The 21419-nt window shown below is 59.8% G+C and carries 24 protein-coding genes; 19 read left to right on the top strand and 5 right to left on the bottom strand.

The features are described from left to right. Positions 1–11 precede the first annotated feature (11 nt). From LGH70_RS03740 to LGH70_RS03730, 3 genes are all read left to right on the top strand, one after another. Positions 12–2309, top strand: a complete 2298-nt coding sequence (locus LGH70_RS03740; protein ID WP_226182838.1) for a GH92 family glycosyl hydrolase — start codon at positions 12–14, stop codon at positions 2307–2309. A gap of 489 nt (positions 2310–2798) precedes the next feature. Further along, positions 2799–3269: a hypothetical protein gene (locus tag LGH70_RS03735; protein ID WP_226182836.1), complete on the top strand. Its 471-nt coding sequence runs from the start codon at positions 2799–2801 to the stop codon at positions 3267–3269. Between the two features lie 33 nt (positions 3270–3302). Beyond that, the gene (locus LGH70_RS03730) at positions 3303–3926 is read left to right on the top strand and encodes a class I SAM-dependent methyltransferase (RefSeq protein ID WP_226182834.1); all 624 of its coding nucleotides are present in this window, start codon (positions 3303–3305) and stop codon (positions 3924–3926) included. A 132-nt stretch (positions 3927–4058) separates the two neighbouring features. On the opposite strand, the gene LGH70_RS03725 is transcribed toward LGH70_RS03730, so the two are convergent. After that, the gene (locus tag LGH70_RS03725) at positions 4059–4295 is read right to left on the bottom strand and encodes a hypothetical protein (RefSeq protein WP_226182832.1); all 237 of its coding nucleotides are present in this window, start codon (positions 4293–4295) and stop codon (positions 4059–4061) included. 183 nt (positions 4296–4478) lie between these two features. Between LGH70_RS03725 and LGH70_RS03720 the strand changes: the two genes are divergently transcribed. Genes LGH70_RS03720 through LGH70_RS03705 form a run of 4 tightly spaced genes read left to right on the top strand, consistent with a single transcriptional unit; the run spans position 4479 to position 7150 of the window. Then, complete coding sequence (locus tag LGH70_RS03720) at positions 4479–5753, top strand: glycoside hydrolase family 2 TIM barrel-domain containing protein (protein WP_226182830.1); 1275 nt, start codon at positions 4479–4481, stop codon at positions 5751–5753. 19 nt (positions 5754–5772) lie between these two features. Next, on the top strand, positions 5773–6111 hold the full coding sequence (locus tag LGH70_RS03715; RefSeq protein WP_226182828.1) for a hypothetical protein: 339 nt from the start codon (positions 5773–5775) through the stop codon (positions 6109–6111). Positions 6112–6117: 6 nt separating this feature from the next. Continuing rightward, positions 6118–6621 (top strand): GNAT family N-acetyltransferase, encoded by a 504-nt coding sequence (locus LGH70_RS03710; protein ID WP_226182826.1) that lies wholly within the window; start codon positions 6118–6120, stop codon positions 6619–6621. Then, the gene (locus LGH70_RS03705; protein WP_226182824.1) at positions 6614–7150 is read left to right on the top strand and encodes a GNAT family N-acetyltransferase; all 537 of its coding nucleotides are present in this window, start codon (positions 6614–6616) and stop codon (positions 7148–7150) included. Before LGH70_RS03710 ends, LGH70_RS03705 begins: the two co-directional genes overlap by 8 nt. A 277-nt stretch (positions 7151–7427) precedes the next feature. Here the strand turns inward: LGH70_RS03705 and LGH70_RS23775 are convergent, their stop codons facing one another. The 4 genes from LGH70_RS23775 to rsmA form a co-directional block, all read right to left on the bottom strand. After that, positions 7428–8300: a nuclease A inhibitor family protein gene (locus LGH70_RS23775; protein WP_348533734.1), complete on the bottom strand. Its 873-nt coding sequence runs from the start codon at positions 8298–8300 to the stop codon at positions 7428–7430. A 155-nt stretch (positions 8301–8455) separates the two neighbouring features. Beyond that, positions 8456–8929, bottom strand: a complete 474-nt coding sequence (gene greA, locus LGH70_RS03690; RefSeq protein ID WP_226182822.1) for a transcription elongation factor GreA — start codon at positions 8927–8929, stop codon at positions 8456–8458. A 102-nt stretch (positions 8930–9031) separates the two neighbouring features. Further along, the gene (locus LGH70_RS03685; protein ID WP_226182820.1) at positions 9032–10045 is read right to left on the bottom strand and encodes an NAD(P)-dependent oxidoreductase; all 1014 of its coding nucleotides are present in this window, start codon (positions 10043–10045) and stop codon (positions 9032–9034) included. Positions 10046–10073: 28 nt separating this feature from the next. Next, on the bottom strand, positions 10074–10937 hold the full coding sequence (gene rsmA, locus LGH70_RS03680) for a 16S rRNA (adenine(1518)-N(6)/adenine(1519)-N(6))-dimethyltransferase RsmA (RefSeq protein WP_226182818.1): 864 nt from the start codon (positions 10935–10937) through the stop codon (positions 10074–10076). A 156-nt stretch (positions 10938–11093) separates the two neighbouring features. On the opposite strand from rsmA, the gene LGH70_RS03675 reads away from it, so the two are divergent. From LGH70_RS03675 to LGH70_RS03620, 12 genes are all read left to right on the top strand, one after another. Beyond that, entirely contained in the window at positions 11094–12548 is a 1455-nt protein-coding gene (locus LGH70_RS03675; RefSeq protein WP_226182816.1) for a leucyl aminopeptidase family protein, read from the top strand. A gap of 163 nt (positions 12549–12711) precedes the next feature. Beyond that, positions 12712–13773, top strand: a complete 1062-nt coding sequence (gene pdxA / locus LGH70_RS03670) for a 4-hydroxythreonine-4-phosphate dehydrogenase PdxA (RefSeq protein ID WP_226182814.1) — start codon at positions 12712–12714, stop codon at positions 13771–13773. A 126-nt stretch (positions 13774–13899) separates the two neighbouring features. Beyond that, complete coding sequence (locus LGH70_RS03665) at positions 13900–14268, top strand: helix-turn-helix domain-containing protein (RefSeq protein ID WP_226182812.1); 369 nt, start codon at positions 13900–13902, stop codon at positions 14266–14268. 75 nt (positions 14269–14343) lie between these two features. Continuing rightward, positions 14344–14877: a YceD family protein gene (locus LGH70_RS03660; protein ID WP_226182810.1), complete on the top strand. Its 534-nt coding sequence runs from the start codon at positions 14344–14346 to the stop codon at positions 14875–14877. A gap of 55 nt (positions 14878–14932) precedes the next feature. Next, positions 14933–15154 carry a 50S ribosomal protein L32 gene (rpmF, locus tag LGH70_RS03655; RefSeq protein ID WP_226182808.1) on the top strand — a complete coding sequence of 74 codons (222 nt, stop codon included), beginning with the start codon at positions 14933–14935 and terminating at the stop codon, positions 15152–15154. A 63-nt stretch (positions 15155–15217) separates the two neighbouring features. Then, entirely contained in the window at positions 15218–16159 is a 942-nt protein-coding gene (plsX, locus tag LGH70_RS03650; protein WP_226182806.1) for a phosphate acyltransferase PlsX, read from the top strand. 56 nt (positions 16160–16215) lie between these two features. Next, entirely contained in the window at positions 16216–17229 is a 1014-nt protein-coding gene (locus LGH70_RS03645; protein WP_226182804.1) for a beta-ketoacyl-ACP synthase III, read from the top strand. A gap of 188 nt (positions 17230–17417) precedes the next feature. Further along, entirely contained in the window at positions 17418–17981 is a 564-nt protein-coding gene (efp, locus tag LGH70_RS03640; protein WP_226182802.1) for an elongation factor P, read from the top strand. A gap of 28 nt (positions 17982–18009) precedes the next feature. Further along, positions 18010–18489 (top strand): acetyl-CoA carboxylase biotin carboxyl carrier protein, encoded by a 480-nt coding sequence (gene accB / locus LGH70_RS03635; RefSeq protein WP_226182800.1) that lies wholly within the window; start codon positions 18010–18012, stop codon positions 18487–18489. Between the two features lie 105 nt (positions 18490–18594). Continuing rightward, positions 18595–19941, top strand: coding sequence for an acetyl-CoA carboxylase biotin carboxylase subunit (gene accC / locus LGH70_RS03630; protein ID WP_226182798.1), 1347 nt, complete (start codon positions 18595–18597; stop codon positions 19939–19941). Between the two features lie 164 nt (positions 19942–20105). Then, entirely contained in the window at positions 20106–20432 is a 327-nt protein-coding gene (locus LGH70_RS03625; RefSeq protein WP_226182796.1) for a hypothetical protein, read from the top strand. A gap of 33 nt (positions 20433–20465) precedes the next feature. After that, the gene (locus tag LGH70_RS03620; protein WP_226182794.1) at positions 20466–21410 is read left to right on the top strand and encodes an ADP-ribosylglycohydrolase family protein; all 945 of its coding nucleotides are present in this window, start codon (positions 20466–20468) and stop codon (positions 21408–21410) included. Positions 21411–21419: the final 9 nt, after the last annotated feature.

Below are 21419 nucleotides of genomic sequence, written 5' to 3'. Positions count from 1 at the left end.
AATCAAAGCTGATGAAACTCCCGCTCCTTTCCTTTCTTCTTCTCCCCTCCTTTGCAACCCTGGCCCAAAAAGCCCCGCCCGCCGAAAACCTGGTGCAGTACGCCCGGCCCATTATCGGGACGCAGAAGATGGGCCACACCTATCCCGGGGCCACGGTACCCTTCGGCATGGTGCAGCTCTCCCCCGATACCGACACGCTGCTCTACGCCAAGGACGGCAAGTACAACCCGGACATGTACCGCTACTGCGCCGGCTACCAGTACGACGACCCCACCATCGTGGGCTTCAGCCACACCCACTTCAGCGGCACCGGCCACTCCGACCTCGGCGACTTCCTGGTGATGCCCACCACAGGCCCCTTGCAGCTTAACCCCGGCACCGCCCAGCAGCCTGAAAGCGGCTACCGCTCCCGCTTCTCGCACAAGAACGAAACCGCCGAGCCGGCCTATTACAAGGTCAAGCTCGATGACCACAACATCGGGGTGGAGCTGACGGCTACGACGCGGGTGGGCATGCACCAGTACACGTTTCCGAAGTCCGACCAGGCCCACGTTATCCTGGATCTGATGGCGGGCATCTACAACTACGAGGACAAGAACACCTGGACCTACGTGCGCGTCGTCAACGACTCGCTCATTACCGGCTACCGACAAACCAACGGCTGGGCCCGCACCCGCACGCTGTATTTCGCTATGGCCTTTTCCAAGCCGTTTAAGCAGTATGGCTACCGCAACTACGCCAAGAAGCAGGTGTACCGGGGCTTCTGGGGCAAGTTCGACCAGAGCAAGAACTTCCCCGAAATGGCCGGCGAACAACTCCGGGCCTACTTCGACTTCAACACCCAGGAGGGCGAGAAAATCAAGGTGAAGATGGCCCTCTCGCCCGTCAGTCAGGAGGGCGCGGTGGCCAATATGCGGGCTGAGCTGCCGGGCTGGAACTTCGAGCAGACCCGCGCCCAGAGTCAGGCCTTGTGGCAGCAGGAGCTGAGCAAAGTCACGATTCAGAGCCCAAAGAAGGACGACAAAATCAACTTCTACACGGCCCTCTATCACACCTTTTTGGGTCCCACCGTGTACCAGGACGCCGACGGGCAGTACCGCGGCATCGACCAGAACAACCACCGCGCCGAGGGCTTTACCAACTATACCACCTTCTCGCTCTGGGACACCTACCGCGCCCTGCACCCGCTCTTCAACCTGGTGCAGCCCCGGCGCAACGCCGACATGGTGCAGAGCATGCTGGCCCACTACAGCCAAAGCCCCGAGCACATGCTGCCCGTCTGGAGCCACCAAGCCAATGAAAACTGGTGCATGATTGGCTACCACTCGGTGTCGGTCATTGCCGATGCCGTGCTCAAGGGCAACGCCACCTTCGACGCCAACAGGGCCCTGGACGCCTGCGTGGCCACCGCCCGCTATAAGCCCTACGACGGCCTGGGCTACTACATGCAGCTGGGATTCGTGCCCGAGGACAAGAACTCGTCGTCGGTGAGCAAGACCCTGGAATACGCCTACGACGACTGGTGCATCGCCCAAATGGCCCAAAAGCTGGGCCGGCAGGACATCTATGAGGAGTTCAGTAAACGGGCCTTGAGCTATAAGAACGTGTACGACGCCCGCGTAGGCTTCATGCGCCCCAAGCTGGCCGACGGCACCTTCCGGAAGGAGTTCGACGTGCTCAGCACCCACAACCAGGGCTACATCGAGGGCAACGCCTGGAACTACAGCCTCTACGTGCCCCAGGACCCCAAGGCGCTGATTCAGCTCATGGGCGGCTCGAAGCGCTTCACCGAGCACCTCGACTCGCTCTTTACCATGCACCTGCCCGATAAGTTCTTCGCCGAAACCGAGGACATCACCCGCGAGGGTATCATCGGCAACTACGTGCACGGCAACGAGCCCGCCCACCACGCGGCCTACCTCTACAACTGGACCGACCAGCCCTGGAAAACCCAGCAGCGGGTGCGCATGATTCTGCCCAAGATGTACCGCCCCACCCCCGACGGCCTCGGCGGCAACGACGACTGCGGGCAGATGTCGGCCTGGTACGTCTTCTCGGCCCTGGGCTTCTACCCTGTGGCCCCCGGCTCGGCGGAGTACGCCCTGGGCAGCCCCGCCATCCACGGCGCCACGATGACGCTCGAAAACGGCAAGACCTTCACCATTCGGGTCAAGAACCAGAGCGACAAAAACGTGTACGTGAAGGAAGCGCGCCTAAATGGGCAGAAGCTGACCCGGCCGTTTTTGAATCACCAGGATATTGTGAATGGCGGGGAGCTGGTATTTATGATGGCGGGCAAACCGCAATAGATACGTTTAAACCTGTAGGTAAGGAGAATCGAGAGATGAGGAAATTCCTTTTAGTGGTTGCTGTAGCCGTATCTGGCATTTGGGTCTTTAATACTCTCAATTATAAATATGCGACTAAGCTAAAAGATCCATTCTATATCACTGGTTTCTCAGGAAAGGGGTTTGCAAGGTTTCAAGGCGCAAATGTCACGCTTGTTGAATACGAATATGATGGTAGCTCATTACTGCGAGTGAATAGTGATTTGAACACTATTGACATTGAGTCATTCTACCGAATCAGCAATGACCATGTGGTTGATGTTGAGTACAGTGACAGGCACTATTCGTATACTATTCACGATGGGGAGGAAAAGTATATAATCAGGCATCAGCCGCAATAGTTGCTAATTCCTCACTGGCGTGGGTTAAGCATTTCGCGCCAGTGAAGAAGCTTCCTAACTTGCTTATCCTCGTTATACCTTACCTATGCGGATGCTTAAGCTTTGCTATTTGCTATTTCTTATACCCTTGCTGGACAGCTGCTCGGCCCAGGATTCGCTACGGAAGCAGCCCGTCGCTATTCGGGAGGAGTATTGGCCCCTGGACACTACCATAACCCGCCACGATACCGTTTTTCGCGCCCCGGACTTGTACCGGGTCACGATTACGACGCGCAGCCTGAACGACAGCGCGGCTACGTATAAGGCCACCGACGACACGGGGCCGCTGCTGATTCACGCCCACCAAGTGGTTTCGCAGGTTACAATTTATAAGGATGGTCAGCCCCTAACCCAGGCCGCCTTTACCAACGCCCTTTTCCGGGGCCGGGACCCGGAGCTGGTACTGGCCAGCACCGCGTTTACGACCCGGCAAAACGGGGAATTCCTGTTCAGCGTTGAAGCCTGCGTGCCTGACTCCGATATCTGCGAAAAAGCCCAGGTAGCCGTTAATTCTGCCGGCCGGATTAAGGTCCGGCATTAGGAGCCACTCTTTTAAAAAAACATCGATAATACGATGCCCAACCACCCCAAAAAACCCGAATTCTGGGAAGCCGCCTTTGCCGACAAGCAGGAAATGTGGGGCTTCGCGCCCGCCCATTCCGCCGTGCTGGCCCGGGACTTGTTTGTGCAGCACGCGGTGCAGCGGGTACTGATTCCGGGTATTGGCTACGGGCGCAACGCGCAGCTTTTCCGGGAGGCGGGAATGGCGGTGACCGGCATTGAAATATCCCCGACCGCCATTGCAATGGCCCACAAACATTATGGCCCTGGGATGACCATCCATCAGGGCCCGGTGACGGATATGCCCTTTGACACCGAACTCTACGACGGGATATTTTGCTACGGCCTGCTCTACTTACTGGCGGCCCCCGAACGGGCGAAGCTCATTCAGGACTGCTATAACCAGTTGACAGCCAATGGCCACATGGTGTTCACCGTCATTTCAAAAGCCGCCGCTACGTATGGCACCGGCACGCTGATTAGCCCGGACCGGTATGAGCTATTCGGCGGGGTGAACATCTTCTTTTATGACCGCGCCTCACTTCAAGCCGAGTTTGGCAACGCGGGCTTGGTTGACGTTGCGGAAGTCCAGGAGAACTACCCGTTCTTTCTGGTTACGTGTAAAAAAACCGCCTGACGCCGCACTACTGACGCGAAGTACACCGCGCTAAACCTTGTCCCGGCGCGCACCCCGGCTCACGACAAAGCCCCACTCCCGAGCCCGTAATGGCTAGAGGTGGGGCTTTGTCGTGAGTCGTAAGCCGGTAGCTTACAGATTCGGATTGAAGCTGGGCGCCGAGGTGCCCTTATTCTTGTTGCGATTGTAGAGGTAGGCCGCGCCGGCAGCCAGCAGCGCGCCGGTAACCAGCTTGCGGCCGGAACCGCCGGAGCGGGCCACATTACCATAATTGCCAGTAGTGGGGTTTACGGCATTTCTACCGCCAAACAGGCCCGATAACAGGCCACCTAGAGTACCGCTCGAGCGGTCAGAACCAAAGATGCTCATGATTGACAAGGGAATATGGTGGAGGTTCTGTTACGCAGCGCGGGCCGGCGTGGTTGCTCCGGCTGATGGGCGCTGGCAGTCATCGGAGCCGGTTCAAGTCCACCGGTTTGCTTTCGTTCCTGGCCGGAAGGTGCTAAACTCGCCTTAGCTTTAGGCCCTTACTTCTAACCGGCACTTTATTCTATGAAACTCTACCTCCTGCTCTCTTTCATTGCCTTATCCACCGCGGCCCAGGCCCAAACCACTGCGGTGAAAGTCGAGGTAAAGCAAACTGATGGCCGCTACGAGCTACGGCGCGGTGGCCAGCCCTACTTCATCCGGGGCGCGGGCGGCGGGCAGTTTCCCGAGCGGGTGAAGGCCTACGGCGGCAACTCCATCCGGACCTGGAGCACCGAAAATGCCGATAAAGTGCTGGCCGAAGCGCAGAAGAATGGCCTCACGGTGATGCTGGGGCTCGACGTGGCCCGGGAGCGGCACGGCTTCGACTACAACAACGCCGAGGCCGTGGCCGTCCAGCTGCAGAAGGTGAAGGCCGAGGTGCTCAAGTACAAGGACCATCCGGCGGTGCTGTTCTGGGGCATTGGCAACGAGCTGAACCTGGAATACACGAACCCCAAGGTCTGGGACGCCGTGCAGCAGATTGCCCAGATGATTCACGAAGTGGACCCCTACCACCCCACCAGCACTGTGCTGGCCGGCCTCAATCAGAAGGAAGCCGACTACATCAAGGCCAGGTGCCCGGCCGTGGATATTCTGAGCATCAACACCTACGCCGGCCTGGCCGAAATTCCGCAGCAGGTGCGCCAAACCGGCTGGCGGGGGCCCTACGTGGTAGCCGAGTGGGGCCCCACCGGCCACTGGGAAAGCCCCGTGACGCCTTGGAAAGCCTCGGTGGAGGAAACCAGCAGCCAGAAAGCAGCCGTGTATCAGAGCCGCTACGAGGCCTCGGTAGCCAAAGACAAAACCCAGTGCCTGGGCACCTACGTGTTCTTGTGGGGCCAGAAGCAGGAACGCACGCCCACTTGGTACGGCATCTTCACTGAGGACGGCAAAGAGTCGGAAGTCGTGGACGTGATGCAGTACCTCTGGAGCGGTAAGTGGCCCCGGAACCGGGCCCCGCACCTGGCCTCGTTTACGCTGAATGGCAAAAAAGCCACCGACAACGTGCAGCTGCAACCCGATCAGAGCGTGCCGGTGGCCGCCGCCGTATCGGACCCCGACCAAGACCCGCTCACTTACCGCTACGAGCTGCTGCCGGAAAGCACCGACCTGAAAACCGGCGGCGACCGGGAAAGCCGCCCCGCTCCTATTCCCGGCCTGGTACCAGCCGGCGCCAAGGGCCAGACGACGCTAAAAGCCCCAACGAAGGCAGGCGCGTACCGGCTGTTTGTGTATGCCTATGACGGCAAGGACAACGTGGCCACGGCCAATATTCCGTTTTACGTGCAGGGGAAGTAAGGCTTCAAAAACACATTATATGCAGGAATACACTTCAGTCGAGGATCAGGTCTTGTACGGGCTTGACAAAATTAACAAGGATAGAAAAGTCGAAATCAGCTTGCATGATTTGGTTTTCGTGGTCAAGACAATCGAAGAACTCAATAGATTCTTCCACCAGCCTATGCACTACCCTTCCCTGGACGATGTAGTCAAGTATATGGGCAATGTGAATACTGGAGCTTACTCATTAATTTACAGAATGCAATACAAGATGCTTTGGGACTATCTGCCGGAAGACATAAAGAATCAAATGGGGTGGGAAACTGAGGAGCTAGTGAACCCAAACCCACCTTATTATTTCCAGTCTAAAGATTAACGCCCTATGCCCTTCACCCTCCGCGCCTGGCAGCCCGACGACCTGCCCAGCCTGCTTCGCTACGCCAACAACCCGGAAATTGCCCGGTTCATGACCGACCAGTTTCCCTACCCGTTCACGGAGGAAAAAGGCCGGGGCTTCCTCAGCATGGCCACCAGCCACTCGCCCCAGCGCATTTTCGCCATCGACGTGGACGGGCAGGCCGCGGGCGGCATCGGCCTTCACCCCCAGACCGACGTGCAGTGCAAAAACGCGGAGCTAGGCTACTGGCTGGCCCAGCCGTTCTGGGGCCGGGGCATCGTTACGGAGGCCATCCGGCAAACGGTGGACTACGGCTTCCGCACCTTCGACATTACCCGCATATTCGCCCGGCCCTACGGCACCAATATCGGTTCCCAGCGGGCCCTGGAAAAGGCCGGCTTCGTGCTGGAAGGCCGCTTCGAGCAGACGTTGTTCAAAAACGGCGAGTTTCTGGATGAGCTAATCTACGCCGTGCGCCGCCGTGGATAGCCTCGAAACCTCCCGCCTGCTGCTGCGCCCCGTATTGCCCGAAGACGCGCCCGGCATCCTGGCCCTCGACTCTGACCCGGAAGTGCTGCGCTACGTGCCCGGCCTCCTGATGAGCACCCTGGCCGAGGCCGCCGCGACTGTCGACTACATCCGCCGCCAGTACGAGCAGAACGGCATCGGCCGCTGGGCCGTGGTGCGCCGCGACACTCAGGAGTTTATCGGCTGGTGCGGCCTCAAGCTCATGAATGACCACGTGGTAAACGGCCGCACCAACTACTACGACATCGGCTACCGGCTGCTGCGGGCCCACTGGGGCCAGGGCTATGCTACGGAAGCCGCCCGGGCCAGCTTCCGCTACGCGTTTGAGCAAATGCAGCTGCCCGAGCTGCACGCCACGGCCATGCGCGCCAACCGGGCTTCCTGCCGGATTCTGGAGCAGCTGGGTTTGGAAAAGCAAGCTGAATTTGAGCAGGATGGCGCCCTGTGGCACTGGTATACCAAGCTCGCCGAAACCACTAACCCAGGCTGAGCCGCACGAGGCGCCCAATCATTTCGGCTGTCATCATTCATCCGACGTCCAGGCAGTGAAGGACTCTGCTCGCCTATTCTACCACGGCTCGTAACAGCGTAAACAGCCGTTGGTCACACGAGTACAGGTAAGGGCTTCTTGCATTGGTTTACCTGCTCAGCTCTAGCATTCTCTTGCCCTGAAATGCAAAATGCCTGACTTGTCCAAGTCAGGCATTTTCTAAAAGCAACATAGCTGGGGGCGCAAAGCGTAGGGGTATGCTCCTGCAGGCTCCGGTTTAGGTTTCGGTTAGTACGGTTTTGAAGCCGGCTAGCTTGCCGTCCCCGGTTTTGCCCAGCGCGTAGGCCTGCACCTTGGGGCCGGTGCCCACGCGGTACACCTTGGTTTCCTGCAGCTCCTGCTTCAGGAACATCTGCAGGGCTTTGTAGCGGTTGGCCAGCTCCGGGTTGTCCAGCAAGCCGTCGTCGGCAGTGTGGTTGCGCAGAAACAGCATCAGATCCACCGTCTCGACTTTCGTGCCGGCGGGCTGCCCCGTGAGCTGGAGTACATCCGCATCGGTCAGGGTGCCGGCGGGAGCCTCGTAGCTCACCACCGCCAGCGGCGCATCCGACTCACTGACGTAGTGCAGCCCCTTGGTCAGCTCCTGCAGCTGCTGCGAGGTGGCATCGGGGGCGGCACTGACTTCAGCGGTTTCACGCTCGGCTTTGGTTTCCAGGGGCTTGGTGGCACGGCTGCCGGCTGCCGCCGCCGTTGCGGCGGGCACTTTAGCCCCAATGGCGGCGGCCAGCTCGTTCATGCGCCGCTCCTCCACCTTTATTTTGGGGTTAGCGAAGTTCATATCCGCCACCTTGGTCATCGGAATCAGGTGGATGTGGGCGTGGGGCACTTCCAGCCCGATAACGGCCACCCCGACGCGCTTGCAGGGCACGGCTTCCTTAACGCCCTTGGCCACGCGCTGGGCAAACTGGTGCAGGGCCGCCAGCTCCTCGGGCGCCATGTCGAAGATATAGTCGACCTCGCGCTTGGGAATCACCAGGGTGTGGCCTTCCACCAGGGGCGTGATGTCGAGAAAAGCCAGGTGGTGCTCGTCCTCGGCAACCTTATAGGCGGGCAGTTCGCCCGAGATAATGCGGGAAAAGATGGAAGGCATGTGTGATGTAGTGAAAGGGTGAGTTGGTGAGCAGGCATTTTGGGCTAACGGAACCGCTGGGCCAAAGTACGAGCAAAATGCAAAAGGGCGAAGCCGTCGGCTTCGCCCTTTTCAGGAAATGAGTTCTCACGAACTCACCGTTTCACTAAATCACTCTAGCGGCTTACTTCCAGAATCTGGAACTGCAGCTTGCCGGCGGGCACGGTAATTTCGGCCGTGTCGCCAGCCGACTTGCCCAGCAGGCCTTTGCCGATGGGCGACTTCACCGAGATTTTACCGGCGGCCAGGTTGGCTTCTTCCTCGGCCACGAGCACGTAGTCGAGCACCATGTTGTTCTTCAGGTTCTTGAGCTTCACCTTGCTCAGAATCAGCACCTTGGTCACGTCCATGTTGGTATCGTCGATAACGCGGGCGTTGCCAACAATTTCTTCCAGCTTGGAGATTTTCAGCTCGAGCAGGCCCTGGGCTTCTTTGGCCGCGTCGTACTCGGCATTTTCGCTCAGGTCACCTTTGTCGCGGGCTTCGCGCAGGTCCTCAGCTGCTTTGGCCCGGCCGCGGATTTTGAGGTCCTGCAACTCGTCTTTGAGCTTTTGCAGTCCTTCGGGAGTATAGTAATTAACGGAAGCCATGGCGGTGGGATGGTTTGCTAAAAAACAAGGAGAACGGTCAGCGACGCCGACCGTTCTCCGAAACAGGTTTAAGACAAATATACGAACCCGGCGCAATTTCTTCTAGTTCCGGCCCGGCGCGGTGCGCAGAAACTCTCCGATTTTGTGGGCCAGCACCTCATTTATACGGCGGTACGATTGAAAGCTCCAGCCGCCGATGTGGGGCGAAAACACCACGTTGGGCGAAGCTTTCAGAAAATGCAGGGTGGCTTGCTGGGCTTCGGTGAGCGTGGCCAGCTTCTCGTTTTCGAGCACGTCGAGGGCTGCGCCGCGCACCTGCCCGCTTTGCAGGCCCCGCACCAGGGCGGCATGGTCGAGCACTTCGCCGCGGGCCGTGTTCAGCAGCCAGATGGGGTGGCGAAAACCACCCAGCAGCGCGTCGTTTACGAAGTGGCGGTTGGCCGCCACGTAGGGAATATGCACGCTCAGCACGTCGGCCCGCTCCTGCAGCTCCCGCAGGCTCACCAGAATAGCGTTATGGTCGCCCTCGTGGCGGGGGTTGCTGTCGTGGGCCAGCACCGTGCAGCCAAAGCTGCTCAGGCGCCGGGCAAACGCCGCGCCCATGTGGCCGTAGCCCAGAATCCCGATGACCTTCCCCCCTATTTCCTCGCCCCGGTTGGCTTCGCGCTGCCAGATGCCCTGCCGCACCTCGTGGTCGGCGCGCACGATGTTGCGAAACAGGGCCAGCAGCAGCCCCAGCGTGTATTCCCCCACCGCGTCGCGGTTGCCCTCGGGCGCGTTGAGCAACGTTACGCCCGCCGCCGCCAGGGCCGCCTCGTCGATGTTATCTACGCCGGCCCCGGCCCGGCCCACGTAGCGCAGCTGCGGGCCGTGGGCCAGCAGCTCGGCCGTGATGCGCAGCTTGCTGCGTACCAGCAGGCCATCGTAGGGCTGGGCGGCCAGGGCGGCGGGTATTTCGGCCGCTTTCAGATCGGGGCGGTAGTGCAGCGTAATGCCCAGCGGCACGAGCAGCTCGGGCAGCGAGGGGTGCATTTCGTCGACGCAGAGGCAGAGCGACTGGGGTCGGGCCGTGTGCAGTGCGGGGGTAGATTCGGGAGGCAGGGCAGGTTCACTCATCCTTGAAGGGGGGTGGCGAAACGGGTTCTTACTCTTGTTCTTCTTCGGCTTCTTCCGAAACCTCCTGGGCGCGGCGGGACTTGGCATTGTTGACCGACGGCGGCACCACCACGCGGTGCTGCTCGACGTGCTTGGTCAGCTCCACGAAATCACTGACGCTGAGCTGCTCGGCCCGCTTCTCGAAAATGGGGTCCGTAGTGGCTTCGGGCACCATGCCGAAGGGCTTTAGGGCGTTGCGCAGGGTTTTGCGCCGCGTCTGGAAGGCCTGCTTCACGACCTGGAAAAACAGCTTCTCGTCGCAGCCCAGGTGCTCGGTGGCGTTGCGGGTGAGGCGCACCACGGCCGACTGTACCTTGGGCGGCGGAATAAAGACGTGGGGCGGCACAGTGAAGAGCATTTCCACGGTGTAGAAGGCCTGGAGCAGCACGCTCAGAATGCCGTAGGTTTTGGAGCCGGGCGGCTCGGCCAGCCGGTCGGCCACTTCCTTCTGAATCATGCCGACCACCTCGCGCACCTGCTGGCGGTGGGCCAGGACCTGGAAGAAAATCTGGCTGCTGATGTTGTAGGGAAAGTTGCCAATAATGCTCAGCGGCTGCTCCGGAAAGAGCTTGTTCAGATCCTGCTTCAGAAAGTCGGCGGAAATAATGCGGCCTTCCAGACTGGGAAAGTTGCGCCCCAGGTAGTCCACCGATTCCCGGTCAATTTCGACGACGGTGGTGCGGTACTCGGGGTGCTTGAGCAGGTCGCCGGTCAGCACGCCCATGCCGGGCCCGATTTCCAGCACTTCCGCCACCCCGTCGGGCAGGCGCAACGACTCCACGATGCGCCGCGCAATGTTGGGGTCGGCCAGAAAGTGCTGACCTAAGTGTTTTTTGGGGCTAACGTGATCCATACGGCAAAAAAGGCGGTAGAAGTGCGAAAAGTGAGCTGGTCCGCAGGCGCACAGGAAAGAATCGTCGGGGTAGCCCGGTTCTTGGCTCCTGTACTTGCGTTTACCAAAGGCTGCCTACCTTGCGCGCCCTAACTCGCTCCAAAGATACGCCCGTCTATGTCGATTCAACTAGCCACCGCCGCCGAGCTGCCCCAGCAGGCCACCGCTGTATTCCTGCTGCCCGCCGGCACCCAGGAGCTCCCCCAGTCGCTGCAGGACCTGCACCAGTCTGCCCGCCAGTATGTTGCCGACCAGCTCGCCCAGGACAGCAAGCTGATTATGGTCAACCATTTTTCGCACCAGCACTACTTTATTGTAGCCGCGGCCAAAGTCACTACCCACCTCGTGGCCGAAGCCGTGCGCAAAAGCGGCCATCAGCTGCACGCCCAGCTCAAGGCCGATAAGGTAGCCGAGCTCTACGTGCAGGATTTGTCTGGCCACGCCGACTCGACCCTGGCCCTGGCCCTGGTGGAAGGCCTGGCCCTGACGGCCTACCAGTTTGAAGGCTACAAAACCGACGAGAAATCAAAGGAAGCCGCCAAGCTGACGCGCATCAGCGTGGTGGGCGGCGTTACCGACGAGGAGCTGCAGGAGCTGGACGGCGTGCTGCAAGGCGTATTCCTGGCCCGCGACCTGGTGAATGCCCCGCTGAACAAGCTCAACGCCGTGCAGTTTGCCGAGCGCATGGCCGCCGCCGGGGAGGAAGTCGGGTATCATACCGAAATCCTGGATCTGGTGCGCATCGAAGCCCTGCGCATGGGCGGCCTACTGGCCGTAAACCAGGGCAGCCCCGAGCCGCCCACGTTTACGATTATGGAGTGGAAGCCCGAAGGCGCCACCAACGAGAAGCCCTACGTACTGGTCGGCAAGGGCGTCGTATTTGATACGGGCGGCCTGAGTTTGAAGCCTACCCCGGCCTCCATGGACATGATGAAGTGCGATATGGCGGGCGGTGCGGCCGTAACGGGTGTGCTATACGCGCTGGCCAAAAACCAGGTGCCGCTGCACGTTATCGGCCTGGTGCCGGCCACCGACAACCGCCCCGGCGGCCTGGCCTTTGCCCCCGGCGACGTGCTGACCATGTACAGCGGCCTGACCGTGGAAGTGCTCAACACCGACGCCGAAGGCCGCCTGATCCTGGCCGATGCCCTGGCCTTTGCCAAGAAGTACGACCCCGCCTTCGTGGTGGATATTGCTACGCTCACCGGCTCGGCGGCCCGCGCCATCGGCAAGGAAGGCATCGTGGCCATGGGCACAGCCAGCGAAGAGCAGATGGCCGAGCTGAAAAAATCCGGCCACCGGGTGCACGAGCGAGTCGTGGAGTTTCCGATGTGGGAGGAATACACCGAGCACATCAAGTCCGACATTGCCGACATCAACAACCTGGGCAAGGCCGAAGCCGGGGCTATTTCGGCCGGCAAGTTTCTGGAGCGCTTCGCCGTGGGCTACCCCTGGGTGCACCTCGATATTGCCGGTCCGGCCTACCTGATGGCCCCGGACTCCTACCGCGGCAAGGGCGGCACCGGCACCACCGTGCGCCTGCTCTACGACTTCCTGAAAAACCAGCAGTAGTTTTCCCTGCTCGGCTGTCATCTTTCATCTGGTGTACGCCCAGCGAAGGACCTTACCACGCTAGAACAAGTCGTTCAACAGCTATAAAGTCTTCGCTTGGCGGATGTCAGATGAGGGATGACAATCTTTTCTCCTCCCAAGCTTCTCCCCAGCCCTCCTTAGTATGAGTACTCTTCCCCGCCTCGGTATTTCAGTGGGCGACCTGGCCGGTATTGGACCGGAAATCATTTATAAAACGCTGCTCGACAGCCGCCTGCTCAAATACTGCACACCGGTGGTTTATGGCACTGCCACGGTGCTCTTCGACGACTTTCCGGCCGATAAGCAGCAGAGCGCGCCCCTCACCTTCCGGCAGGTGCGCTCCGCCGCCGACATTGACCCCGGCAAGCCCAACGCCGTGACCTGCTGGGACGACGACTTTACCCTCACGCCCGGTCAGCCCACCGAAGCCTCGGGCCGGGCCGCCCGCGAATCGTTGCTGGCCGCGGCCCGCGACCTGAAAGCCGGCCTGCTCGACGGCCTCGTGACGGCACCCATCAGCAAGGAAAACACCCAGTCCGACGACTTCCGCTACCCCGGCCACACCGAGTTTCTAACCAGCTTTTTCGACGCGCCCGAAAGCCTGATGCTGCTGGCCAGCGAAGATCTGCGCGTGGCTACGGCCACCGGTCACATTGCCCTGAAAGACGTGCCGGCCCGCCTGACCAAGGAGCTGCTCAACACCAAGCTGCGCATTCTGCTCAAGTCGCTGAAAGGGGATTTTGGCATCGACAAGCCCCGGGTAGCAGTGCTGGGCCTGAACCCCCACGCCGGCGAAAACGGCCTGCTGGGCACTGAAGAAGCTACTCTTGTAACCCCCGTCATTCAGCAGCTGCTCAGCGAAGGGCACCTCGTATATGGCCCCTTCCCCGCCGACGGCTACTTCGGCACCGGTCAGTTCCGCAAGTTCGACGCCACCCTGGCCCTCTACCACGACCAGGGCCTGATTCCCTTCAAGACCCTGGCCTTCGAGCGGGGCGTCAATTTCACGGCGGGCCTTTCGGTCATCCGCACCTCCCCTGACCATGGCACCGCCTACGGGCTGGCCGGGCAGTTCAAGGCCGATGAGACTTCCTTCCGCGAGGCCGTCTACATGGCTTGCGACCTGATCCGGCAGCGCCGCAAGTATGTCGATCTGAAGCCTCTGGTGCCGGGCCCGGCGCCGCGCGGAGGGCGTATGGAATAGGGTTTCGCTTTGGAGCAGTTTCTTTCCAAAATCGAAATTTAGTTTGCCAGATCAAAACTCTATTGTAGCTTTGCATCTCCTTAGCCACCAACCGTGGCCTATTCCAGCTACTCTTTACTTCTTCGCATGCTTCTCCACACCCCTGCTGACTACCGCACGGCCCTGCGCCGACTCGATGCGCTGGCAGCCGCTGGAGTTGAAGGCAACCCGACGCTGGAGGCGGAGTTTCGGGAATTGATTGTGGCCCTGGATGCCTACGAAGGCCAGTTGGGGCTGCTACCGATTCCGAATCTGCCCACTTCGCTGGCCGAGATGATAGAGTTGAAACGACAGCAGATGCGGCTCAAGCAAAAGGAGCTGGCCGAGCTGCTGGAAGTACCGGCCGGGCGCCTCTCGCAGATTCTCAGTGGCAAGCGCCGCGTCACACTCGACCTGGCCAAGCGCCTGTATGAGCGGTTGAACATCCCCTCCGATTTCATCCTCAAGAACGCCTGAGTTAGCGCCACTTCTCGTTCCTGTTTCCCAGAACGAGGAAATATTTCTACTTTTGCCCCCTGCAATAAATTCCCTGTGAAAAAGGACTCGCAATACGATTTGAACATTGCCAAGCTGGCTCTCAAAACGCACCACTTTGCGTTTGAGCTGGACAAGGCATTTTTTGAGCAGTTTGAGCAGACCCTCATCCAGGATGGTCAGCTCCACGCCGACGTCGAGCTGACCAAGACGGAACTGCTCCTGACCCTGGATTTTCACATCAAGGGCACCGTGCGCCTGATTTGCGACCGGAGCCTGGACGAGTTCGACCAACCCATCGACGTGCGCCACTCCCTGCGCGTACGCTTCGGCGACCAGGCCCTGGAGTTGGACGACGACGTGCTGCAAATCACGCCCGAAACCCAGGTGCTGCCCATTGCCCAGCACTTATTCGATTACATCGGCCTAGCCATTCCCATGAAGAAGCTGCACCCGCGCTTCCAGAATGAGCCCGATGAGAATCCGGATGCCGACACCAAGCTTATCTTCTCGACCCGCCAGCCCGGCGACATCGAGGATGACGATGAAGGCACCGACCCCCGTTGGGATGCCCTGCGCAACCTCAACTAACCGCTCAGCGGCCCCAGCATTTACATTTACACTTACCCTTTTTTCTTTTTGACTCATGGCTCATCCTAAGCGCCGAACCTCCAAAACCCGCCGCGACAAACGTCGCACCCACGACAAGCTGACCCCCAAAGCAGTAACGATCTGCTCGAACACGGGTGAGCTGCACCTGCGCCACAAGGCCTACGTAGTGGACGGCGACCTGTACCTGCACGGCAAAGTAGCTATCAAAGATTACGCTCCCGTAGCTGCCGCGGCTCCCGCTTCCGACGAAGAATAAGCGCCGCCTAGCCAGCTGCCGCTGGCCCGCCTTCCCGACTCCCTACCCCTTGACACCTCGTACATGAAGATAGCCCTGGACGCAATGGGAGGCGATTTCGCCCCCCAGGCTGCCGTGGACGGCGCCGTGCTGGCTGCCCAAAAGCTTGCCGGCGCGGCTCAGATTGTGCTCATTGGCCAGGAAGATGCCGTGCGCCCCTTGCTTGAAAAGCATGGGGCCGCGGCCGACGGCCTCATTCTCGTTGCTGCCTCGCAGATTATCGAGATGGGTGAGCACCCTGCCAAAGCATACCAGCAAAAGCAGGATTCCAGTATAGCCGTGGGCTACCGCATGTTGCACAACGGCGAAGTAGAAGCGTTCTGCTCCGCTGGCAACACCGGGGCCATGCTCGTCGGCGCCATGTTCAGCGTGAAACCCGTCGCGGGCGTGATGCGCCCGGCAATTGCCAACTTCACGCCCAAGCTGGCCGGTGGTTTCGGTATTCTGCTGGACGTAGGCGCCAATGCCGAGTGCAAGCCCGAGATGCTGGAGCAGTTCGGCGAGCTGGGCTCCCTGTATGCACAGTATGTGCTGGGTATCGAAAAGCCCAAAGTGGGGCTCATGAACCTGGGGGAAGAAGAAGGTAAAGGCACTGCTATTACCCAGGCCGCCCACCAGTTGCTGAAAGTAAACCCGCATATTCACTTCATTGGGAATATCGAAGGGCGCGACCTGTTCAATGACAAAGCCGACGTGATTGTCTGCGACGGCTACACGGGCAACGTGGTGCTGAAAATGGCCGAGTCGGTGTACGAAATTCTGGCTGAAAAGCAGATGCACGACCCCTTCTTCGACAAGTTCAACTACGAAGCCATTGGCGGCAGCCCTATTCTGGGCATCAACGACAACGCCATTATCGGGCACGGCGTGAGCACCCCGGAAGCCATTTGTAATATGCTCCTGCAGGGGTATCAAATGGCCAAATCCGGCATTGCCGACCAGATAAAAGACACTTTCAAGTCCTAGCGACTAAGTCCGGCTCCGGCCGGACTTTTTTTGCCTTCTTCCCCTGTTCTCCCCGAATGAAAATTACGGCTGCCATAACCGGAGTGGGTGCTTACGTGCCCGACTACGTGTTGACCAATCAGGAACTCGAAAAGCTGGTGGATACCACCGACGAGTGGATTACGACGCGCACTGGCATCAAGGAACGACGGATTCTGAAGGGCGAAAACCAGGGCACTTCCGTTATGGCCATCAAGGCCGTGGAGCAGCTGCTGGCCAAAACCGGCACCCGCGCCGAAGACATTGACCTGCTGATCTGTGCTACTACCACGCCGGATCTGGTGTTTCCGGCCACGGCCAACATCGTTTCGGCCGCCGTGGGTACCACCAAGGCCTTCAGCTACGACGTGCAGGCCGCCTGCTCGGGCTTTCTGTTTTCGCTGGCCACGGGCGCCCAGTTTATTCAGAGCGGCATCTACAAAAAAGTAGTAGTGGTAGGAGCCGACAAGATGTCGAGCATTATCGACTACACGGACCGCGCCAACTGCATTATCTTCGGCGACGGCGCCGGGGCCGTGCTGCTGGAACCCAACACCGAAGGCTACGGCCTGCTCGATCAGGTGCTGCGCTCCGATGGCCGGGGCGAGCAGCACCTGCACCAGAAAGCCGGCGGTTCACGCCGCCCGCCAACGGCCGAAACCGTAGCCAACCGGGAACATTACGTGTACCAGGAAGGCGCTACGGTATTTAAGTTTGCCGTGACCAACATGGCCGATGTAGCCGCGCAGGTCATGGAGCGCAATCAGCTCAGCAAGGAAGACGTAGCTTGGCTCGTGCCCCACCAGGCCAACAAGCGCATCATCGACGCTACGGCCAACCGCATGGGCGTGGGCCCCGAGAAGGTGATGCTCAACATTCACCGCTACGGCAACACGACCAACGGCACGATTCCGCTGTGTTTGGCCGACTACGAGCAGCAGCTGCACAAGGGCGACAACCTGGTGCTGGCCGCGTTTGGCGGAGGCTTTACCTGGGGCTCTATCTACCTGAAATGGGCCTACGACCCGAAACCTGACCCGCAAGACGCGTAAATAAGCGGGCTGGACGCGGAAAACTCCTATACTTGCACTCCCAACGTGCCGCCCCGCCACTCTCCGGGACGGCACGTTGCGTTTCCTCCCAGCACCTGACTCACTGAAACTTAAGCGGTAAGATAGTTTTCCGGGTTTCCAGCGAAGCACATCTTACCTGTAGAATATTCTTTTCAAAATTCCCAAGCATGGCCACTACCGCAGATTTTCGCAACGGTCTGGTACTCGAGTACAACAATGACCTGTACGTCATTACCGAATTCCAGCACGTAAAACCAGGCAAAGGTCCCGCCTTTGTGCGCACTAAACTGCGCAACATCAAAACCGGCAAGGTGCTGGACAACACATTCAACGCCGGCGTGAAGGTGACGACTGCCCGCGTGGAGCAGCGCCCCCACCAGTTCCTCTACAAGGACGAGTACGGCTACACGTTCATGGACAACTCCACGTTCGAGCAGGTGTCGTTGCCCGAGGCGATGGTACCCTTCGCCGATTTGATGAAGGAAGGCCAGGAGTGCACCATCCTGTTCCACGCCGAAACCGAGCAGCCCCTCACGGCCGAGCTGCCGACTACCGTGGAGCTGATCGTGACCTACACCGAGCCCGGCCTGCGCGGCGATACGGCCACCAACACGCTGAAGCCTGCCACAGTAGAAACCGGTGCCCGCATTCAGGTGCCGCTGTTCATTGATACCGATACCAAAATCCGCGTCAAGACAAGCGACTACTCCTATGTCGAAAGAGTCAAATAAGCAGCCGAAACACCCCACCGAAGCCGCCATGAAAGCCAAAGAACTCCAGGACCTGATTGATTTTATCGCCAAATCAGGGTTGAACAAAGTCAACATCGAAACCGAGGAATTTAAAATCTCGGTGCAGCGCGAGCCCAACACGAAAGTGGTAAGCAGCCACGTGGCTCCCGCCGCCGCCCCGCAGGCAGCACCGCAGGCAGTGGCGGCCCCCGCCGCCGCCACTCCGGCCGCTGCTCCGGCTCCCGCGCCCGCCGCCGCCAGCAGCAACCACCAGCCGCTGAAAGCGCCGATGATTGGCACGTTCTACCGCAGCAGCAGCCCGGAGTCGCCGGCTTTCGTGAACGTAGGCGACGTGGTAGAGAAAGGCCAGGTTATTTGCATCATTGAGGCCATGAAGCTTTTCAATGAGATTGAAGCCGAAGCCTCGGGCCGCATCGTGAAGGCCCTGGTGGAAAACGCTACTCCCGTGGAGTACGACCAGCCGCTGTTCCTGATCGAGCCGATGTAATTTGAGAACCGAGAAGTGAGAGCTCAGAACTTAGACCAGAAGAGGTGCCCTGCGCTGCTTCCACGCTAAGTTCTAGGCTCTCACTTCTCACTTCTACCCAGACCTGTGTTTAAGAAAATACTGATTGCCAACCGGGGCGAAATTGCACTGCGCATCATCCGTACCTGCAAGGAAATGGGCATCAAAACGGTGGCCGTTTACTCGACTGCCGACAAGGAAAGCCTGCACGTACGCTTTGCCGACGAGGCCGTGTGCATCGGGCCGCCCAGCAGCGCCCAGTCGTACCTGAACATTCCCACCCTGATTGCCGCCGCCGAAATCACCAACGCCGACGCCATTCACCCTGGCTACGGCTTTTTGTCGGAAAACGCGGAGTTCTCGCGCATCTGCCAGGAAAACAACATCAAGTTCATCGGGGCCTCGCCCGAGATGATCAACCGCATGGGCGACAAGGCCTCTGCCAAAGCCACCATGATCAAGGCCGGCGTGCCCTGCATTCCCGGCTCGGTCGGCCTGCTCGACTCCCTGCAGGACGCCCTGAAGATTGCCCACAAGATTAAGTACCCGGTTATCCTCAAGGCCACGGCCGGCGGGGGCGGCCGCGGTATGCGCGTGGCCCACAACGACGAGGAGCTGGAAAAAGGCTGGAACGATGCCCGCACGGAGGCCAAAGCCGCCTTCGGCAACGACGGTATCTACCTGGAGAAATTCGTGGTAGAGCCCCGCCACATCGAAATCCAGATTTGCGGCGACCAGTACGGCCACGTGTGCCACCTCTCGGAGCGCGACTGCTCGATTCAGCGCCGCCACCAGAAGCTGGTTGAGGAAGCTCCCTCGCCCTTCATGACCGACAAGCTGCGCGAAGCCATGGGCAAAGCAGCTATTGCCGGGGCCGCGGCCATCAACTACGAGGGCGTAGGCACGATTGAGTTCCTGGTGGATGCCAACCGGGACTTCTACTTCATGGAGATGAACACCCGCATTCAGGTGGAGCACCCCGTGACGGAGGAAATCATCAACTACGACCTGATTAAGGAGCAGATCAAGGTGGCAGCCGGCGTACCGATTTCGGGCAACAGCTACTACCCCAAGATGCACGCCATGGAGTGCCGCATCAATGCCGAGGACCCCAAGAACGGCTTCCGCCCCTCCCCCGGCAAAATTACCGTGCTGCACATTCCCGGCGGCCACGGCGTGCGCGTCGACACCCACGTGTATGCGGGCTACACCATCCCGTCGAACTATGACTCGATGATTGCCAAGCTCATCACCGTGGCCCAGACCCGGGAGGAGTGCATCGTGAAAATGAAGCGCGCCCTGTCGGAGTTTGTGGTGGAAGGCGTGAAAACGACCATTCCTTTCCACCTTGCCCTGATGGACAACGCCGATTTCAAAGCCGGCAACTTCAACACCAGCTTCCTGGAAACGTCGTTCGACTTCGCGACGGTATAAGGATCTTCATTCGAACTAAAAAACGCTCATTCTGTCCAGAATGAGCGTTTTTTTATTGTCATTATGCTTCGTTTGTCCGTTATGTCACCCCGTATACTGCCTTCCCTAACCCGTTCTGTGCGTTGGCTATTGGTGGTAGCCGCCGTCCTGATAGCCGGCACGGTTTGGATGTATATCCGGGAAGGTTCCTACTGGTCGGCAGGCGCCCAGTTTTTGATGCTGGCCTTGCTGCCTTTTGCAGGCAGCTAAACCGTTTGCCTGTGCGGGTGCAGTTCGATGATTCCTTCTTGTATGTTTCCTGGTCAGGCAGCGAGGAGAAAGTGCTGTTAGCAGCTATCAGCTCTCTGTGCTTCACCTCCAGCACTATCAACGGCTTCCAGATTTTTCGCCTGCAGTATCAGCAGGACGCGCAAAGCCGGACGCTTTACATCTTAGGCGGCCAGGCCTTACAGATACTGGATGCGTCCTGGCAAGGCAGCCGGCCGCAGTAAACGCCCCTACTTCCTTAGCATACTAGCACGACCATGCCGCTACCTTCACCCCTGTTACACCTACACGACCAGTTTGCCGGCTGCATCATCGGTGGGGCCATTGGCGACGCTTACGGCAGCAGCCATGAACTCGGGGCGCCCGGCTGGCCCCAGGCTGCTACCTATTACCCTTTCGGCAAACCAGCCGCCCCCCGGCCCACCTGGGCGCTTACCGACGACACCCAGCTCACCCTGGCAACCTGCGAAGCCATAGCCGAAGCAAAAACCATAAGCCCCGAAGCTATTGCCCGGCAGTTTCTGGCCTATTTCCGAAGCCGAAAGCTTACGGGTCTGGGGGCCAGCACGCTCTACGCGTTGCAGCAGCTGGCTGCTGGCTGCCCCTGGAGTCAGGCGGGGCGCATGGGCGAGTATGGAGCCGGCAACGGCGCGGCCATGCGGATTGCGCCGCTGGCTTTCGTGCCCGGGTCAGTGCCAAGAGAAACGATAGAAGCCGTTTGCCGCATCACCCACCAGCACCCCGAGGCCTATGCCGGAGCCCTGGCCGTGTACCTGAGCCTGCGGGCGGCGCTGGACGGCACCTGGACCGGCCACGAAAACCTGCTGCCGCTGATTATCGAGCAACTGCCCGACACCAGGGTCCGGGACCGGCTGCAGGAGCTTGATCAGGCCCCGGCCAGCCAGACCCTTGCCGAGCTGGCCGCCAGGTTTGGCTGCGGGGGCTACGTGGTCGATTCGGTGCCGCTGGCCCTGGCAGCGGCTAATCAAGTGCGGCAGCTGGGTTTTGCGGCCATGCTGGCGGCCCTGGTACAAGCCGGCGGCGACACGGATACCAACTGTTCCCTGGCCGGACAAATCAGCGGGGGCCTGCTGGGCGTGAATGGTATTCCGCTCCCGCTGTACCGGAAATTGCGGCAGCTGCCCGAGTATTCCTGGCTTCAGACGACCGTGGCGGAATTCAGCAAATCCGTTCTGTCCTGACCCGACTTC

The organism is Hymenobacter nitidus, from assembly GCF_020447315.1.
GTDB lineage: Bacteria > Bacteroidota > Bacteroidia > Cytophagales > Hymenobacteraceae > Hymenobacter > Hymenobacter nitidus.
The sequence above is the reverse complement of the archived record's forward strand: the minus strand, read 5'-3'. Positions and strand labels throughout refer to the sequence as shown.

Coding starts and splice junctions, on each gene's coding strand:
- LGH70_RS03740 (WP_226182838.1), top strand. CDS start 12: ATGAAACTCCCGCTCCTTTCCTTTCTTCTTCTCCCCTCCTTTGCAACC.
- LGH70_RS03730 (WP_226182834.1), top strand. CDS start 3,303: ATGCCCAACCACCCCAAAAAACCCGAATTCTGGGAAGCCGCCTTTGCC.
- LGH70_RS03725 (WP_226182832.1), bottom strand. CDS start 4,295: ATGAGCATCTTTGGTTCTGACCGCTCGAGCGGTACTCTAGGTGGCCTG.
- LGH70_RS03720 (WP_226182830.1), top strand. CDS start 4,479: ATGAAACTCTACCTCCTGCTCTCTTTCATTGCCTTATCCACCGCGGCC.
- LGH70_RS03715 (WP_226182828.1), top strand. CDS start 5,773: ATGCAGGAATACACTTCAGTCGAGGATCAGGTCTTGTACGGGCTTGAC.
- LGH70_RS03710 (WP_226182826.1), top strand. CDS start 6,118: ATGCCCTTCACCCTCCGCGCCTGGCAGCCCGACGACCTGCCCAGCCTG.
- LGH70_RS23775 (WP_348533734.1), bottom strand. CDS start 8,300: ATGCCTTCCATCTTTTCCCGCATTATCTCGGGCGAACTGCCCGCCTAT.
- greA (WP_226182822.1), bottom strand. CDS start 8,929: ATGGCTTCCGTTAATTACTATACTCCCGAAGGACTGCAAAAGCTCAAA.
- LGH70_RS03685 (WP_226182820.1), bottom strand. CDS start 10,045: ATGAGTGAACCTGCCCTGCCTCCCGAATCTACCCCCGCACTGCACACG.
- rsmA (WP_226182818.1), bottom strand. CDS start 10,937: ATGGATCACGTTAGCCCCAAAAAACACTTAGGTCAGCACTTTCTGGCC.
- LGH70_RS03675 (WP_226182816.1), top strand. CDS start 11,094: ATGTCGATTCAACTAGCCACCGCCGCCGAGCTGCCCCAGCAGGCCACC.
- pdxA (WP_226182814.1), top strand. CDS start 12,712: ATGAGTACTCTTCCCCGCCTCGGTATTTCAGTGGGCGACCTGGCCGGT.
- LGH70_RS03665 (WP_226182812.1), top strand. CDS start 13,900: ATGCTTCTCCACACCCCTGCTGACTACCGCACGGCCCTGCGCCGACTC.
- rpmF (WP_226182808.1), top strand. CDS start 14,933: ATGGCTCATCCTAAGCGCCGAACCTCCAAAACCCGCCGCGACAAACGT.
- plsX (WP_226182806.1), top strand. CDS start 15,218: ATGAAGATAGCCCTGGACGCAATGGGAGGCGATTTCGCCCCCCAGGCT.
- LGH70_RS03645 (WP_226182804.1), top strand. CDS start 16,216: ATGAAAATTACGGCTGCCATAACCGGAGTGGGTGCTTACGTGCCCGAC.
- efp (WP_226182802.1), top strand. CDS start 17,418: ATGGCCACTACCGCAGATTTTCGCAACGGTCTGGTACTCGAGTACAAC.
- accB (WP_226182800.1), top strand. CDS start 18,010: ATGAAAGCCAAAGAACTCCAGGACCTGATTGATTTTATCGCCAAATCA.
- LGH70_RS03620 (WP_226182794.1), top strand. CDS start 20,466: ATGCCGCTACCTTCACCCCTGTTACACCTACACGACCAGTTTGCCGGC.